Annotated in this window: 12 protein-coding genes; 2 read left to right on the plus strand and 10 right to left on the minus strand. The window is 53.0% G+C overall.

The window, feature by feature from the left end; translation table 11 throughout:
* Positions 1-194 precede the first annotated feature (194 nt).
* Entirely contained in the window at positions 195-1,109 is a 915-nt protein-coding gene (locus tag FGS84_RS16375) for a LysR family transcriptional regulator (RefSeq protein ID WP_138309605.1), read from the plus strand.
* On the opposite strand, the gene FGS84_RS16380 is transcribed toward FGS84_RS16375, so the two are convergent.
* The 6 genes from FGS84_RS16380 to ruvA all read right to left on the minus strand — a co-directional run bounded on the left by FGS84_RS16380 (position 1,094) and on the right by ruvA (position 9,337).
* Complete coding sequence (locus FGS84_RS16380) at positions 1,094-2,551, minus strand: penicillin-binding transpeptidase domain-containing protein (RefSeq protein ID WP_138309606.1); 1,458 nt, start codon at positions 2,549-2,551, stop codon at positions 1,094-1,096. The two genes, FGS84_RS16375 and FGS84_RS16380, sit on opposite strands and share 16 nt — an antisense overlap.
* A complete protein-coding gene (locus FGS84_RS16385; protein ID WP_138309607.1) occupies positions 2,548-3,903 on the minus strand; it encodes an FtsW/RodA/SpoVE family cell cycle protein in 1,356 nt (451 codons plus the stop codon). The genes FGS84_RS16380 and FGS84_RS16385 overlap by 4 nt, the downstream gene beginning before the upstream one ends.
* Before the next feature lie 5 nt (positions 3,904-3,908).
* Entirely contained in the window at positions 3,909-6,401 is a 2,493-nt protein-coding gene (locus FGS84_RS16390; protein WP_138309608.1) for a DUF3656 domain-containing protein, read from the minus strand.
* 69 nt (positions 6,402-6,470) lie between these two features.
* Positions 6,471-7,328 carry a cell division protein ZapA gene (gene zapA, locus FGS84_RS16395; protein WP_138309609.1) on the minus strand — a complete coding sequence of 286 codons (858 nt, stop codon included), beginning with the start codon at positions 7,326-7,328 and terminating at the stop codon, positions 6,471-6,473.
* 294 nt (positions 7,329-7,622) lie between these two features.
* Entirely contained in the window at positions 7,623-8,630 is a 1,008-nt protein-coding gene (ruvB, locus tag FGS84_RS16400) for a Holliday junction branch migration DNA helicase RuvB (RefSeq protein ID WP_138309610.1), read from the minus strand.
* 77 nt (positions 8,631-8,707) lie between these two features.
* On the minus strand, positions 8,708-9,337 hold the full coding sequence (ruvA, locus tag FGS84_RS16405) for a Holliday junction branch migration protein RuvA (protein ID WP_138309611.1): 630 nt from the start codon (positions 9,335-9,337) through the stop codon (positions 8,708-8,710).
* Between the two features lie 217 nt (positions 9,338-9,554).
* Between ruvA and FGS84_RS16410 the strand changes: the two genes are divergently transcribed.
* Positions 9,555-10,661 carry a ribonuclease H-like domain-containing protein gene (locus tag FGS84_RS16410; RefSeq protein ID WP_138309612.1) on the plus strand — a complete coding sequence of 369 codons (1,107 nt, stop codon included), beginning with the start codon at positions 9,555-9,557 and terminating at the stop codon, positions 10,659-10,661.
* 130 nt (positions 10,662-10,791) lie between these two features.
* Here the strand turns inward: FGS84_RS16410 and FGS84_RS16415 are convergent, their stop codons facing one another.
* The 4 genes from FGS84_RS16415 to FGS84_RS16430 all read right to left on the minus strand — a co-directional run bounded on the left by FGS84_RS16415 (position 10,792) and on the right by FGS84_RS16430 (position 15,428).
* The gene (locus FGS84_RS16415) at positions 10,792-12,357 is read right to left on the minus strand and encodes a M56 family metallopeptidase (protein WP_138309613.1); all 1,566 of its coding nucleotides are present in this window, start codon (positions 12,355-12,357) and stop codon (positions 10,792-10,794) included.
* The gene (locus FGS84_RS16420) at positions 12,354-12,725 is read right to left on the minus strand and encodes a BlaI/MecI/CopY family transcriptional regulator (RefSeq protein ID WP_138309614.1); all 372 of its coding nucleotides are present in this window, start codon (positions 12,723-12,725) and stop codon (positions 12,354-12,356) included. The genes FGS84_RS16415 and FGS84_RS16420 overlap by 4 nt, the downstream gene beginning before the upstream one ends.
* Positions 12,726-12,916: 191 nt before the next feature.
* Positions 12,917-13,801, minus strand: coding sequence for a site-specific tyrosine recombinase (locus FGS84_RS16425; protein WP_138309615.1), 885 nt, complete (start codon positions 13,799-13,801; stop codon positions 12,917-12,919).
* Between the two features lie 229 nt (positions 13,802-14,030).
* Positions 14,031-15,428 (minus strand): triacylglycerol lipase, encoded by a 1,398-nt coding sequence (locus tag FGS84_RS16430; RefSeq protein ID WP_138309616.1) that lies wholly within the window; start codon positions 15,426-15,428, stop codon positions 14,031-14,033.
* Between the last annotated feature and the right edge of the window lie 19 nt (positions 15,429-15,447).

Below are 15,447 nucleotides of genomic sequence, written 5' to 3' on the forward strand. Positions count from 1 at the left end.
TATTTAACTGTATTCAATTTGATTCGTGCGCACTTTTGGTTCTACTGGACTTATTGTCGGCAATTTTTCCGTTAACAACAGCATACCATCCGCAAGGCCTTCTGTGTTATATTAATACTTGATATGTTATATGGAAAATCATATAATTAGATAGGGACTATATAAGACTGGCAAGTACGACAGAGGGGTTATCTATGGATATCAAATACTTTGAATATGTAATTCAAATTGTGGAATGCGGTTCCATTAATAAGGCTGCCCAGAACCTGCAGATGCTGCAGCCAAACTTAAGCGTATGCATCAAGAACCTGGAGCAGGAGCTGGGATTTCCCATCTTCTGCCGGCAGCACAGCGGCATACGCCTCACCAATGAGGGGGAGCTGTTCCTTAAATCAGCCAGGAAGATTGCCACTGAACTGGAGACTATCCACAATATTCCGTCCATGTTCAGCCACAAGGACAACCTTTCCATTTCCTGCACCTATTCATTTGACTTCATGAATCATTTTCTTAAATTCAAGAAAAAGAAACCGCCCACTGCCTGCGAGGATTCATTTAAGGAAACAGGCCTTATCCAGACCATACGGGACGTGGTGGAGCAGCGGTACCGCATGTCCTTGTTCTACTGCTTTGACACGGTCAGCGACACCTACTATGCCCTTGCCAAAAAGCATAATCTGAAGCTGATTCCCATTGCCCGCAACCGTCCCCTGATTCTTCTGGCATCAAAAAAGAATCCCCTTTCACGAAAGAAGGAGATTCCTTTTGACAGCATAACTGACTATAAATTCATCATGTATGAAAATTTCAAATTTGATGAATGGCTGAAGATACTGAATTTTAAAAATGACAATACTATCCTATATGTGTTTGACCGGGGCGGCCTCATCGATGCCATCCGCCAGAGCCGGTATGTCACCGTGATGATGAAACGCTTTACCGATACATACAGCGAGGACTGTGTGGAGATTCCCATTGTGGACGCTCCCTTTGGCATGAACGCCTACTGCCTGCATCACGCCTCCTACACCATGAATCCCCGGGAAAAACAGTTCATCCGGGAGCTAAAGGAGCTGTTTGCTGAAAACCCGGCTCACCGGCCCATATAAATATCAAAGAGCTGTCTGGCTATGGGGGCAGCCGCCTTTCCGCCGCTGCCTCCCTCCTCCACCAGAACCGTCACCACAAGGCGGGGAGCTTCCGCCGGCGCAAAACCGGTGAACCATGCGTGGGTTTCTTTTCCTGTCTCAAACTCCGCGGACCCTGTCTTGGCCGCCACTGTATAGGCATCTGTGCGCACAGCCGAACCAGTCCCCCCGGTAACAACGGCCCGCATAAGCTCTGCAAGCCCTGCCGCTTCCTCTGCGCTCATAAGGTTTCCGTATGCAGCAGGCATGAACTTCTTTATGGTTTCATCCCCTGCGCTGACAACAGAGTCCAGGAAATAAGGCTTCATCAGTGTGCCGCCGTTGGCAATGGCAGCTGTGAGCATTGCATTGTGCAGAGGCGTAATCTGGGTGGTGCCCTGCCCGATGGAGGTCTGCAGGATTTCCCATGTGCCGGCTCCTGGTTTCATGTTATAGGTGCTCTCCTTATAGGGAATCCCGCTTAAGGGCAGGGAACCGTTAAAGAGAAGCTCCCCTGCCGTGGTGTTCCATTTTCCCAGGTCCATCTCCAGGCCCAGGCTGGCAAATGCACCATTGCAGGAATTGGCAAAGGCCTGGGTGAAATCCTGATGGCCATGGGCCGTGCCGTGATAGCATTTAATCCTGTATTCCCCGTTCTCATACACGCCGCCGCAGTCAAACTGGTAATTCTTATAATCCGCGGGGTGTTCCCGCATATATTCCAGTGCAGTCACTATCTTAAAGGTGGAGCCAGGGGGGTAGAGTCCCTGGGTGGCCCGGTTTAAGAGCTGGCCCTCCTTATTATCCTCCGCAGTCAGAGCATCCCAGTCCCCCTGCAGGCTGTTGGGGTCATAGCCGGGTTTGGACACCATGGCCAGTATCTTGCCGGTATCCGGCTCCATGGCAATGACCACGCCCTTCCTGGCCCCCAGCGCGGCATAGGCCGCCTGCTGGAGTTCCGTATCCAGGGTGGTGTATACATCGTCTCCCGGATTTTTATTGCCGGTCAGTTCGTTTCCCACCTGCTCCGCCAGATTCACATGGGAAGTCAGCAGGTAGAAATTAGCCAGGGCCTCGATGCCTGTCTTGCCTTTGGTGGAATAGCCCACCGCATGGTCGAACATATCTCCGAAGGGATATACCCTTGTCTCGTTTCCCTCCCCGTCTGTCTGGGTCAGAGCCAGCACCGTGCCGTCCGAGGCCAGAATCCGGCCCCGCACAATACGGTCTGAAAAGCTGTCCAGCCTTGCATTGTAGGAGTTGTTGATTACCTCCTCGCTCTTCACCTGGAGGAAATACCCCAGATAGGCTGCCAGCCCCAGGAACAGGGCCACCACCACATAGGTGATGCCCAGGATGTTCCGGTTGGATTTCGGGTTGGCCTTTGAGGACGGCTTTGGGCCGGTATCTTCCTTCCGAATCATGGCATTACCTCCTCTCCGGTTTCTTCCTCATCGTTGCGCTTCAGGATATAGAGTCCCTGGATAATACCGAACAAAAGGAAGGTTCCCAGAATGGAGCTTCCGCCGTAGCTCACAAAGGGCAGGGTTACTCCTGTGGATGGTATGAACTTGGTCACGCCGCCAACTGTCAGGAATACCTGCACAATATACTCCACTCCCAGGCCAAATGCAATCAGCTTATAGAACACAGCCTGCATCCTGGCTGCAATCATCATGAACTGGATAAAACAGCCCAGGCAGATAAGAAGCACGCAGATGGCAAAAATGGCTCCCATTTCCTCTGACACTGCTGAAAATATGAAATCCTTCTCCACCACCGGTATCTTTCCAGGCATACCCTGGCAGAGCCCCATTCCAAACCATCCCCCTGTGCCTATGGCAAACAGGGACTGGGTAATCTGGTATCCTTTGTTCTCTATATCGGCCCAGGGATTGCTCCAGGCAGCCACCCTGCGGCGTACATGGTCAAACAGCTGGTAGGCTGCCAGGGCTGCCCCTGTCCCCAGTGCGCTTCCTGTTATCAGGTAAATCCAGCTGCCCGTGGCAACGAACAGCATCAGCAGGTATGTGACAAAGAAAATCAGGGCGCTTCCCAAATCCTTTGACAGCACCAGTACCAGCACATGGGCTCCTGCCACAGCCGTTGTCTTGATTATGGTCTTAAAATCCGTGGACTGATAGAACATGGACGCGACGAAAAATACAAAGGTCAGCTTCACAAATTCCGAAGGCTGGATGGAAACACCTGCTATGGTAAGGGACAGCTGGGCCCCGAAGCTCTCATTGCCTGCAGCCCAAACCACCAGAAGAATGAGCAGCCCTGCCCCTGCATAGACCCACTGAAGTTTGTAAAGCTGCCACACACGTTCCATAATATAGGGCACCAGCCAGGCCAGGGCCGCGGATATGACCACAATAGCGAACTGGCGCAGGGCCTTGTCCAGGCCCTTTGCCATGGACAGACGGGTAAGCATGATGAAGCCCACGCACAGCAGCATGCAGGCATTGTTCACCAGAAGCCTGGAAACATTCCGGTACAAAAGGCGGTACAGGTAAATATAGCACAGGAAGAAGACTGCCTGGGCCCCGTAAAATGCCAGGAGCATGGCCTGCATACCCTCATCCTCTGTTTTCAGGAACATGACCAGGTACGCCAGAAAATGAATGGCAAACATGGCCCGGTTCTGCCTGGCGCACACCCTGCGCTTACGCTCCATGTCCGGGAAGGAAAAAAAGCGGAAATTCGCATAAGTGTACACCGCCATCAGCAGTATCATCAGATATTTGGATATTTCTACAATCAGATTGGTCATAAGCCTCACTCCACTCCGCGTTTAAAATGTCCCCTGGTGAAGTCTTTGAAGGGGGCTGTTACGGCCCTGTCATATACAAAGGAACCAATAAATGCATCCAGTACCTTTTCGGTCTGCTCTGCTCCTTCCACTGTAAACTGAAGACGCAGGCGGTCTGCCATGAGCCGGCGCACCTGCTTTTCGCTGCCCAGCAGGGATACAGGCGCAGGATTGTAAATGGTATTGTAACAGAAGGAGCAGTGATTCTTTACAGGTAATAGGGCGCCTGTTCTGTCCTTCATCATGAGGGTTCCCCGTTTACGGGTACACCCCTTCACCGTATTGGTGATGCACTGGGCCGATACCATCATGGGGGCATTGCCATAGATGATAAGCTCGCTGGCCAGCCCATGGCGGCGGCACGCGCCGAGAACAGGCTCCATCTCCCGGCTGTTCAGCTCCCATGGAATGGTGAGTACAGACGCCCCCATGGAGGCCAGCACTTCTGCAGAACGGCTGTTCCAGCCATAGACTGAGGCGTCCATGCCCACAAGCAGGGGATTTGGAAGGTGTTCCTGTTCCATGATATCTTTCAGCCATACAGTCTCCTCCAGTGCCCGGATTAACACGCCGTCAAATCCGGCCTTCAGAAGCAGACGGCGGCTGTCTCCCAGGTACCTCTGCGCATGGGTCCGGAATATCTGTGGAAGGGCCAGCCAGCACTGCTTCCCCTGGCAGTGGCATTGCTTTGCAATATCCTTCCACTGGTCCGGACTGAAACCGTCAGCATCCAGATAGACCGCCCATATCTCACTGCGGGCCAGCACAGGCAAAAGCTGGGCCGGTTCCTCCAGGAAGGCCGTGAGGACGGGGTGGAATTCAGGGACAGGGGACTGTGCGGATTCAGACTGGGATTCGGGGGGCCAGACAGCGGACGAATGGCCGGAGGCCAATTTGGTGTCTTCTGCCCTATTTTCCTTCTGTATACCGGATTCCGCCTCCGTGGCATCTTCACCGGCCAGGGTCCTGACAGGAATCAGCTTTTTTTCCAGCTCCTGAAAGCCGGCGCGGCGCAGCTCGTTAAGCGCCTGGACCGGAAGGAACAAATCCCCCCTAATCCGGGCTGTCAGTGTTTCAAAACGGAAGGGACTGCCTCCTGTTTTATTTAACTGTTTTAATACTTTCTCCTGGGTCATGGGCTGTTTTTCGGCTGCCTGGGGCGCCTGCCCCAGGACCTGGACCTTCGCTCCCCGGCACTCCAGCGTCAGACAGCTGGGGACTCCCTCTGCCAGCTCCACATGTCCCTGCACATCCTCCTTCAGCTCAGCCTCCACATAGGTCTTGTCCAGATAATCAAAGAGTTTCTGGTTTCCCTCCCTGAACTCCGGTTTTTCCCTCAGGGCAACCATACCGCGTCCATTGTGCTGCCCGTAGTAACCTTCTGTGAAGCCGCCCCTGTCAAAGAGGTCCAGAAGTGTCCTCCTGTCCTCCTGCTCCACGTAATACCCGTCCCGTCCGCATTCTAAATACCGGTCCACGTATTTACGGTAAATACTCACCACGCCTGCCGTATATCTGGGGCTCTTCATTCTTCCCTCTATCTTAAGGGAGTACACGCCTGCCTCAATGATATCGGGCAGGATGTCAAGGGTACACAGGTCTTTCAGGCTCAGCACGTATCTCTCGCTGCTTTTGTTGAGCGGGGACGGTCCTGGCTGTCCGGATGAGGCCGTGCGGCCGGATGCGCCCGAATGGCCGGATGCGCCCGAATAGCCGGAACCCCCTGCCCTTTTGTTCCGGGTCTTTTTCCCGGGCCGTTCATTGATTCGGGTCCGGACACCGGTCTGTCCCGCCTGCTCCGGCATGGAACGGCTCTCTTTCAGACGGCTTATATCCCCTGGCTCGTACACCGCGTAGGGAAGACGGCAGGGCTGGGCGCAGCGTCCCCTGTTCCCGCTTCTGCCTCCAATGAGGCTGCTCATAAGGCATTGGCCTGAATAGCAGTAACAGAGGGCTCCGTGCACAAAGCTCTCTATTTCAATATCAACTTCTTCATGGATACGGCGTATTTCCTCCAGGGACATTTCCCTGGCAGTAACCACCCGGCAGCATCCCATTTCCTTCATCATCCTGGCTCCGTATACACTGGTGACCGTCATCTGTGTACTGGAATGCAGCTCCAGTCCGGGGAAATGCCGCCGCATAAAGTCCAGGGCGCCCAAATCCTGGACTATGACCCCGTCCAGCCCTCTCTCCCAGTATGGACGCATATAGCTCTCCAGTTCCTCCAGCTCGTCCTCTTTGAACAGGGTATTGACGGTCATATACAGGCGGCGTCCGTGCAGGTGGACATAGTCGATGGCCTCCAGAAGCCCTTTTTCATCCGGGTTATCCGCATAGGCCCTGGCTCCGAACCGGCTGCCTCCCATATAGACCGCATCAGCTCCTGCTGCCACGGCTGCCTTCATGCTGTCAAATGACCCTGCCGGCGCCAGTATCTCTACCTGTCTCTTCTCCATTTCGTCCAACCTTTCCTGAAAGAAAAGATGCCTCACGTATCCCCATGAGACATCCCCCTCGTAATCTTCTTATCTTCTTCCGCCTTTGTGGGAACCGGCTTTCCTGGCTGCCTGCAGCGCCTTTCTGGCAAGCTCCTCATCTGTCATACCGCCTGCAGCAGGCGCCGCCTGCGCAGCGGACGGTGTCACGGCTGCCGCTGTCTGCGCGGAGGCTGCCGTCATTCCCCTGTCTGCTTCTGATGCAGGGTTTATAACCCGTAGGGCCGGGGCCTGCTGCTCCGGCTGGCCGGATGGTGCGCCGGACATCTGTGCGGAGGCGTCTGAATCCAATGTCTGGCCTGCCTTCTCCGGCCGGGCCGGTTCCTGGACTCCGGAACCGGAAACAGGTTCCGGCTGGGATGGTTTCAATGTGATACCAGCCTCCACTTCCACTGTTTCCTTTATCTCCTCCACTGCCTCTACCTGCAGCCTGGCTGTATTCTCATTCTCAGAAGATGCACTGTTCCTGATACTCTGAAGGTTTTCCCTGGCTTCCTTTAATTCGCCTTCCAGCTGGGCGGTCCGGCGGTTCAGACGGTCCAGCTCCCTCTGTCGCTCTTCCAAATCCTTAAGCACTGCCTCCAGCTTCATCTGTGTGCTGACCAGCTCATGCTTTAAGCTGTAGGTTTCCTTCTCCATGTCATTCTTCTGGCGCTCCATCCCTTCGGCCCATTCCACAGCCTTGAAATAGTCGTCTGCTATATTTAACTCCGTCATGACCATCTGGTAATCCGCACTCTGTTTGGTGAATCCCGGTACCTTTCTCATGGCGCTGTTTTTCTCATTTACGTAGCTGGCAGCTTTCTGGAGATAGCTCTCGTCCTCGCTGCCGCCCAGTGTGTATACTTTTCCGTCTATTAATACTTGGGTGTAATTTTTTGTATCCATGCTTGCTCCCTGCTTTCTTGCTTTGCTGGTTTACGGCTTGACGCCGCGAATGCCTGGTCCGGCAGATTTCCTTTTGTGCCAGCACAACGGCGGCTGGTTTACGGCTCGCCGCCGCGAATGCCTGGTCCGCAGTGCGCGTTCGATTCCGCTCCGCTCCATCTCACTCACGGGCTTCGCCCTATGAAAAAAGGCATAGGCAGATTTCCTTTTGTGCCAGCACAACGGCAATCTGCCTATGCCTTTTTTCGCACTGCTCATTGCCTACGTGGACATTATACCACAGCCCCCGTGGTCTTAACAAGGCGGTTTCTGCATTTCTGCGCCTAGATGGCGGTAGGCTGTTTCGGTGGCGGTGCGGCCTCTTGGGGTGCGGTTAATCAGGCCGTTCATCAGGAGGTAGGGCTCGTATACTTCTTCCAGGGTTCCGGAATCTTCTCCCAGGGCCGCTGCCAGGGTGTCCAGTCCTACGGGGCCGCCGGAAAATTTCTCTATAATCATTAACAGAATGTTCCTGTCGTTCTGGTCCAGTCCCAGCTTGTCTACGTCCATAATATCCAGGGCAAAATCAGTTACCTCCCTGGTAATGACCCCGTCATATTTCACCTGGGCAAAGTCCCTGACACGCTTTAACAGCCGGTTGGCAAGCCTGGGAGTTCCCCTGGAACGCCTGGCCAGCTCCATGGCTCCCCCTGCTTCGATTTCCACCCCCAGCACCTTGGCGGAGTGGAGAATGATGATTTTTAACTCCTCCGGCGTGTAAAATTCCAGTCTCTGAATCACGCCGAACCGGTCCCTTAAGGGAGCTGTGAGAAGTCCGGCCCTGGTGGTGGCTCCCACCAGGGTAAAATGGGGCAGGTCCAGACGTATGGACCTGGCAGTGGAATCCTTTCCCAGCATAATATCAATGGCAAAATCTTCCATGGCCGGGTACAGCACCTCCTCCACCTGACGGTTCAGACGGTGTATCTCGTCCACAAACAGCACATCCCCCTCCTGGAGATTGTTCAGAATGGCTGCCATCTCCCCAGGCTTCTCAATGGCAGGGCCGCTGGTTACCTTCATATTGGTGCCCATTTCATTGGCAATAATGCCCGCCAATGTGGTCTTGCCCAGTCCCGGAGGGCCGTAAAACAGCACATGGTCCAGGGGCTCCCCCCTGGTCTTGGCTGCTTCTATATAGATGTTCAGTGTGGACTTAATCTTCTCCTGGCCCACATAATCCCTGAGGCATTGGGGACGGAGCGTTGTCTCTATGCGCTCGTCCTCCGCCGTCACTTCCGTTGTTATAATCCTGCGTTCCATTTACACCTCTATATATCCCAATCTCACGTTTCCAAAACAGTACCGCAGCGTGGCAAAAAGCAATTTTCTGACACGCCCTACAGGAAGGACAGATGCTTAAGGGACGCCTTCAGCACATCCTCCGACGTCATACCGTCCGTCACCTCCACCTGCTTCACTGCCCTGGACGCCTCCGTGTTGGTGTAGCCAAGGGCTACCAGCGCCTGGACAGCCTCCCTGGCCGCTTCCGCCAGACCGGATGCGAAAACGCCTGTATCCGCAGCATCCAGGCCGGCTGGGCCAGCCATATTGCCCAGCACATCGTCCATGGATATCTTGTCCTTCAAATCCAGTATCAGGCGCTGGGCCGTCTTATTGCCGATGCCCGGCGCTTTGGCCAGGGCCTTCACATCCTCGCTGACAATAGCCAGACGCAGGTCGTCCGGACGGAGCACGGAGAGAATTCCAAGTGCACCCTTTGGTCCAATCCCGTTCACGCCGAGAAGCTGCCTGAACATGTCCCTGTCCTGGCTGTGGAGGAAGCCGTACAGCGTCATGGCATCCTCCCTTACCTGAAAATATGTATAAACCGTCACCTCTTTCCCCATTCCCGGAAGCTCCGGAAGAAGGGATACCGGCACATGGATGGCCAGGCCCACATGACCTGCCTCCACCACGATAACGTCTTCCTCAATGGCCATGAGAGGCCCTTTTACGTAAGAAATCATATATTATTCCTGTTCTTTCTCTCTCTGATGTCCTGCCCTTCATCATATCATACCCATGAATCCAATGCAAGTCTGCCGAACAAATATTCTGTTTTGCGCCAAAGTGAGTCATCAAACACTTGCACTCCCGGATTTTTTAGTATAAACTAACCCATGGAGGATGTCCGGAATATATATGATTTCTATTTGTCCTCTGTCAAAAAAGGAGTGATTACCCATGATAACCATCAAACATCCTGTTGATTTACCAGATACATATCCGCTGGAACGCATAGGGGCGCTGAGGGACCTGCTGTTTTTCGATATAGAAACCACTGGTTTTTCCGGTGACACCTCCCAGCTGTACCTTATCGGCTGCACATACCATGACGGCTTTGGATGGAGGCTCATACAGTGGTTTGCCGACACCCGGGAATCCGAGCGGGAGCTTCTGACGGCCTTCTTCACCTTTATGGAGCGTTTTAAGATACTGGTCCACTTTAACGGCGACGGCTTTGATATCCCCTATCTTTTAAAATGCTGCCGCCGGCTGGGCCTGCCCTATGATTTTGGCCGCATAAAAAGCGTGGATATCTACAAAAAAATAAAGCCCTACCGCAAACTGCTGGGCCTTGAAAACATGAAACAGAAATCCATAGAGCAGTTCCTCGGCATTGCCAGGGAGGACAAATACAACGGCGGACAGCTCATAGAGGTTTACCGTGAATACCTGGCCACCCATGAATCCTTCCTGTACGACCTGCTGGTTCTCCACAATGAGGACGACCTGAAGGGCATGCCCTCCATCCTGCCCATCCTGGGCTATGCGGATATGATGGAGGCCCCGTTTACGCTGGAAGGCCAGCAGCTCTTTTCCTGCGACAGCTTGACCGGCAGTGCCTGCCCCTTCCTCAACCTGACCTGGAAAAGCCCCTGCAGTATCCCGGTGCCCCTGGAATATGACAGCGCCCCGGTAAGCCTGGAGCTGAACCAGGATACCCTGGTATGCAATATTGCCCTTTACCAGGGAGAACTCAAGTACTTTTACGCCAATTATAAGGACTATTACTACCTGCCCATGGAAGACACGGCCATCCATAAAAGCGTGGGAGAGTATGTGGACAGGAACGCCCGCACAAAGGCCACAGCCAGGACCTGTTACACGAAAAAACAGGGACTCTTTCTCCCCCAGTTCGGCTCCCTCTGGTCCCCTGCCCTTATGCCGGAATACAAGGCTCCTCTCACCTATGCTGAATATGAACCGGAAATGCTGTCCGGCTGCGGCATGGCTGACGCCTACGCCAGACAGATTCTCACTTATGTGAGTCAGGCAAAGGAGACTTGATATCCTGCCTGTCCGCCGCCGGCCGCGAAACAGCCTCACCACATCCGGCATACCGCAGACAGCCTTACCACATCTGCACCTCCGGGCAGCCTTACCATGTAAAGCTGCCCGCCTCAGGTCTGCATTTTACTTACATTTCACTTTTCCCCTTCCATCCATCGCTGTCCCTGTATACCCCCATGGACTGTTCCAACACCTCTGACATCTGTTTGGAATCCATTTCCCTTATCTGTTCCAGACTTCCGTCCTCCCCTCTCACCATAAGCAGGCAGGTGGTATCCTCTCCTGCGGTAAAGGCGCTGTTTACATAAGTTCCGCATCCTCCGGTATCCCGGATGGCCTCCACCAGTTTTCCGTTATAGGAGAGGTATCCTGTATCCTGGTCCAGGCTCAGTCCGTACTGGCCGTATTCCTTTATGAATCCCCTTCCCTGCGCCCTTCGGCGGTCGGCGTCCGATGCCTGTTTCAGATAATCCGTCCTCTCCACCTCCCGGAAACCGGTCAGTTTCCCGGCGCTGTCCCGTTCCGCTTTCAGACAAATGCTTCCGGCCAAATCATTCATCTGGTTAAATACACCCGGTGCATACTCATCTATGAAATACCCCACCCCGGTGCTGTTGTATGTAATCACATCCGTACCGGCGATATAATACAGCCCCAGTTCCTGATACTCCCCGAACTGCGGAGTCTCATAAAGCATCCGGGCAGGACTTTCCTCCCCTGTTTCTCCGGACCGGCCCTGTATCCCTTCCTTTGGGGATGCAAACACGGTCATGGACAAAGTCATCACCAATATACTGCAAACAATTCCGATTTTATTTCGTTTTCTGCCTCTCATAAGTACCATTATCCTTTCTTTAACCGGGCTCTTTCCAAAGCCGTTGTACAGTAATGAAACCCTGCGTCCCTTCTCTGCAAACCGCAGCAGGGTCATGGCATAGGCAATCCGCCCCTTCCGGTCCATTCCCCTGACCGCCCTCTCATCACAGGACAGCTCCATATCACGGTTAAAACAATACCACATCACCCAGGCCATGGGATTAAACCAATGGATGCACACAGCAGCAAACACCAGGATTTTCCACAGGTTATCAAAACGTCTTATATGCACATACTCATGCCGTAAAACATGCTCCAGCGATTTCCTGTCATCCAGGTCCATCTCTTTTGGAAACACAATTCCGGGATTTATTATCCCGCAGGTCACAGGTGAGGCAATCCGGTCAAAATACAGAAACCGGACGTTTCTCCCGACCGGATGGGATGCTTTCCACTCTTCCAGAAATTGATTTCCCTCCAAAGGCATGGACTCATTGATTCTAAGCAGCTGCCTGATATAAGCAACGGCCCCTGAAAACAACAGTGCCAAAGCCACATCAGCCCATATCAGGGTGCACCACCATGAAATCCGGTCATATGCTCCCGCTGCCATTTCTTCCCTGGATTCTGCATCATCCCTTCCGGTCTCCTGAAAATCCAGGTGCGCCCCCATATTACCGCCATTTTCCAGAGCTGATTCCAGTGAAAATACGGGCAGCTGTACCGGCAGGCTCACAGGCAGCAGCATTCTGACAGCAGCCACAAACCAGAGGGCAAACAAAAAACCTGCGGGGAACAGCCTTCTTCCCACACGGCGCAGCAGCCATATGACGGCAATCAGCATACCTGCTGATATGCTCATCTGTAATAGATTCATCCTTCCTCCTGTTCCATGGATATCAGCATCTGCTTAAGCTCGTCCAGTTCTTTCCCGGACAAATCCTGTCCCGATAAAAAGGCTGCAAAAAACTCAGCTTTAGAGCCGTCAAACATCCTGTCAATCAGTTCCTCTGTCTCCGCTGCCTGAATCTCCTGCCTGGTCACGGCTGCCCTGCACAGAAAGTTGGGCTCCAGACGTACCACTGCTCCCTTATCAATACATTTCTTAATGACCGTATAGGTTGTATTGCGGTTCCAGCCAATCTCATCCTTCAGCATTTTAGCCATCTGCCCGGCCGTACAGTCACCGTGCTTCCACAGTGTTTCCATGATTTTAAGTTCAGAGTCAAATAACTTCAGTTTCATACTAACTCCTTTCAATGACTATTGCAATAGTTATTACACCTTCAGACTATCACAATAGTCACTCCTTGTCAATGACTATTTTAATAGTCACGCAAATCTGCCGCACCCAGCCTGCCCCCAATCAAAAGAAGCCCTGTCAAAAAGACAGGACTCCTAAAACGGCATCACCGCATTATTCTATTAGTACCGCCCTACTTTCTGGGCAGGGCCGCCCGGTACGTCTCTCCCACCGTATTGCCGGAATAGGCAGCATACATATGGGTGGTGGTGGAATCTGAATGTCCCAGCATGGCCTGGACCGCATGGATGTCCGCACCACCCCGAATCAGATGGGCAGCAAAGGAATGGCGCAGGGTATGGGGGGTTATGTCCGCCTGGATGCCGGCCTTTTCCCCGTAGTACTTGATGATTTTCCAGAACCCCTGACGGCTCATGGCCTTTCCGCTGCAATTGGTGAACAGCCACTGGGACTCCTTCCCCTTAAGCAGCTCATCGCGGCCCTTTTCCAGATACACGCCCAAAGCCTGCTTGGCCGGTTTGCCAAAGGGAACCATACGCACCTTCTGGCCGTCCCTGCATGTGATGTATCCCACCTGCATGTTCAGGTCCGAAAGCTCCAGCCCGATTAGCTCCGACACACGTATGCCTGTGGCATACAACAGCTCCAGCATGGCCTTGTCCCGTATCTCCTTGGATGTTGTCATACCGGGCTGGTCCAACAGGGCGTTGACCTCGTTGACGCTCAGTATAACGGGAGCCTTCTTTTCAATCTTGGGCGCTTTCAGGAGCTCCGCCGGGTCCTTGCGGATTCGTCCTTCTTTGAACATGAAATTGAAAAATGCCTTCATGGAGGCCAGTTCCCTGGATATGGTGGTAGTGGCCTTTCCCTCCTTTTCCAAAAAAAGGATATATGAATTCAGACTTGTCTTAGTCACTTTTTCAACTTCCGTTATTCCTTTATCCGCCAGAAAGGATGCCAGCTGCATCAGGTCCCTCTGGTAGGAAATTTCCGTGTTCCTGGAGGTCTTTTTCACATCCCTCAGGTAGCTCACAAAGCTTTTTATATCGGACGTCATATCGCTATTTTCCCCTAACCCGTTTCTCACAAAAAGTAGCCCAAAATCGTATGCTGACTATCATTATATCTGCATTTTTCCATAAAATCAAACACATTTTTCCCACTTTAGGTCCTATTTTTAAGTGATTAACATAATACATACAACATGTTGGAAGGGGGTATTTTTGCATGTCAATATGTTGTAAAGCAATGGTAAAATTTTTTTCTCCCCCAATCCCCAAAAAGCCCTAAAATCCCTTTTCCTTCAATGCTTTTACCAGCTCCACATAAAACTCCACCACATCAAATCCCCTGTAATCCTCGCGCTTTAAATCTATCATGTCGCCATGGGAAATACCTCTGTGCTTCCTGTTGGCAAGAGTGCCTTTAAACTCTCCCCACATGGCGGACTCAGGCGTCACCAAACCGTCGTTTTTGCCGTCCACGGCCCGGATAATGAGATAGGGAAACCATAAAAGGGGGTCGCTGAGGAAATCCCGCATCACCGATGCATAGCTCTGGTAATACACCCCCGGCGCATCCGCCACCTCTTCATTGAAACACAGGCTGTCCCGTGTGCTGAACTGATGGGTGGCCGTATAGAAATCCGGATGGGAATCACCAAACCGGCTGAACCACCTATCAAATATTCCTGCAATGCCGCGGTACAGTCCATCCGGCAGCCTGCATGCGTAATCCACAAACCGGCAGCCCCGGTGGGGCGTATTGATGGTGGTCAGGGACGCTACCATTGGGGCTGCCCCCAGCCTGGATATGGCATACCGGGAATCCAGGCCGCCCTTGGAGTGGGCAATGATATTCACCTTCTCACATCCTGTCTCCCTGCATATGTCCTGTATCTTTCTGCAGATATCATTTGCATTGAACGCAACCGTTGCAAAAGCCTCCTGGTTGCCATAGTAGATATCCGCCCCATACCGGGCCAGCTCCCTTGGAATCCGTCCCCAGTAGTTAAAAAACCGCAGGTCCCTGAAGCCTACCCCGTGTACCAGAAGCAGCGGATACCTGGTACTGCATATCTGTGACTGGGCCCGTACCTGACGCACGGATTCCTTGTAACAGGCAAAATCATATTCCCCATGTACAATCCTCATTGCATAGAGCAGGACCGCCAGGTTAAGCCCGGGAATCCACATGGCCAGAAGCATCAGAATACGGTATTTAAGCCTGAGCCGGACCGAGGTGAAAAATATGCGCAGGATGCCGTTCCACAAGAGGATGAACAGCATAATAATCCCGTAGATGCCGTTCAGCCACAATATCCTCCGGTCATGTACGGCCGGTGCAGCCTTGGGATAAAGACGCCAGAAAACAGCCGCCTGGACCGCAAAACCATACAGGGCAGTGTAGCACAGACTCCTGCCGCCTTCCATGATGGTCACCCGCCACGAGGCATAGAAATCCTTTTTTTCCGGCATAATGTTGTAAGCCATCCAGACCAGCCAGGTACAGGCCAGTCCCGCCGCCAGAAGAACGGTCCGCACTGCGGGTGCAAGGGCGCCTTCAGGCGGCCATATTCCCCCTGCCCACACATAGGCCGCCAGAGGGATATTCACTGCATATGGTATGTAAAAAGCCAGGAACAGCCGTTTCAGGCAGCTGCTGCCTGTTCTCCTCTTCTTCACGTATATCTCTCCTTTTGAC

The sequence above is a fragment of the Clostridium sp. 1001271st1 H5 genome (assembly GCF_005845215.1).
GTDB lineage: Bacteria > Bacillota > Clostridia > Lachnospirales > Lachnospiraceae > Enterocloster.

Coding starts and splice junctions, on each gene's coding strand:
- FGS84_RS16375 (WP_138309605.1), top strand. CDS start 195: ATGGATATCAAATACTTTGAATATGTAATTCAAATTGTGGAATGCGGT.
- FGS84_RS16380 (WP_138309606.1), bottom strand. CDS start 2,551: ATGATTCGGAAGGAAGATACCGGCCCAAAGCCGTCCTCAAAGGCCAAC.
- FGS84_RS16385 (WP_138309607.1), bottom strand. CDS start 3,903: ATGACCAATCTGATTGTAGAAATATCCAAATATCTGATGATACTGCTG.
- FGS84_RS16390 (WP_138309608.1), bottom strand. CDS start 6,401: ATGGAGAAGAGACAGGTAGAGATACTGGCGCCGGCAGGGTCATTTGAC.
- zapA (WP_138309609.1), bottom strand. CDS start 7,328: ATGGATACAAAAAATTACACCCAAGTATTAATAGACGGAAAAGTATAC.
- ruvB (WP_138309610.1), bottom strand. CDS start 8,630: ATGGAACGCAGGATTATAACAACGGAAGTGACGGCGGAGGACGAGCGC.
- ruvA (WP_138309611.1), bottom strand. CDS start 9,337: ATGATTTCTTACGTAAAAGGGCCTCTCATGGCCATTGAGGAAGACGTT.
- FGS84_RS16410 (WP_138309612.1), top strand. CDS start 9,555: ATGATAACCATCAAACATCCTGTTGATTTACCAGATACATATCCGCTG.
- FGS84_RS16415 (WP_138309613.1), bottom strand. CDS start 12,357: ATGAATCTATTACAGATGAGCATATCAGCAGGTATGCTGATTGCCGTC.
- FGS84_RS16420 (WP_138309614.1), bottom strand. CDS start 12,725: ATGAAACTGAAGTTATTTGACTCTGAACTTAAAATCATGGAAACACTG.
- FGS84_RS16425 (WP_138309615.1), bottom strand. CDS start 13,801: ATGACGTCCGATATAAAAAGCTTTGTGAGCTACCTGAGGGATGTGAAA.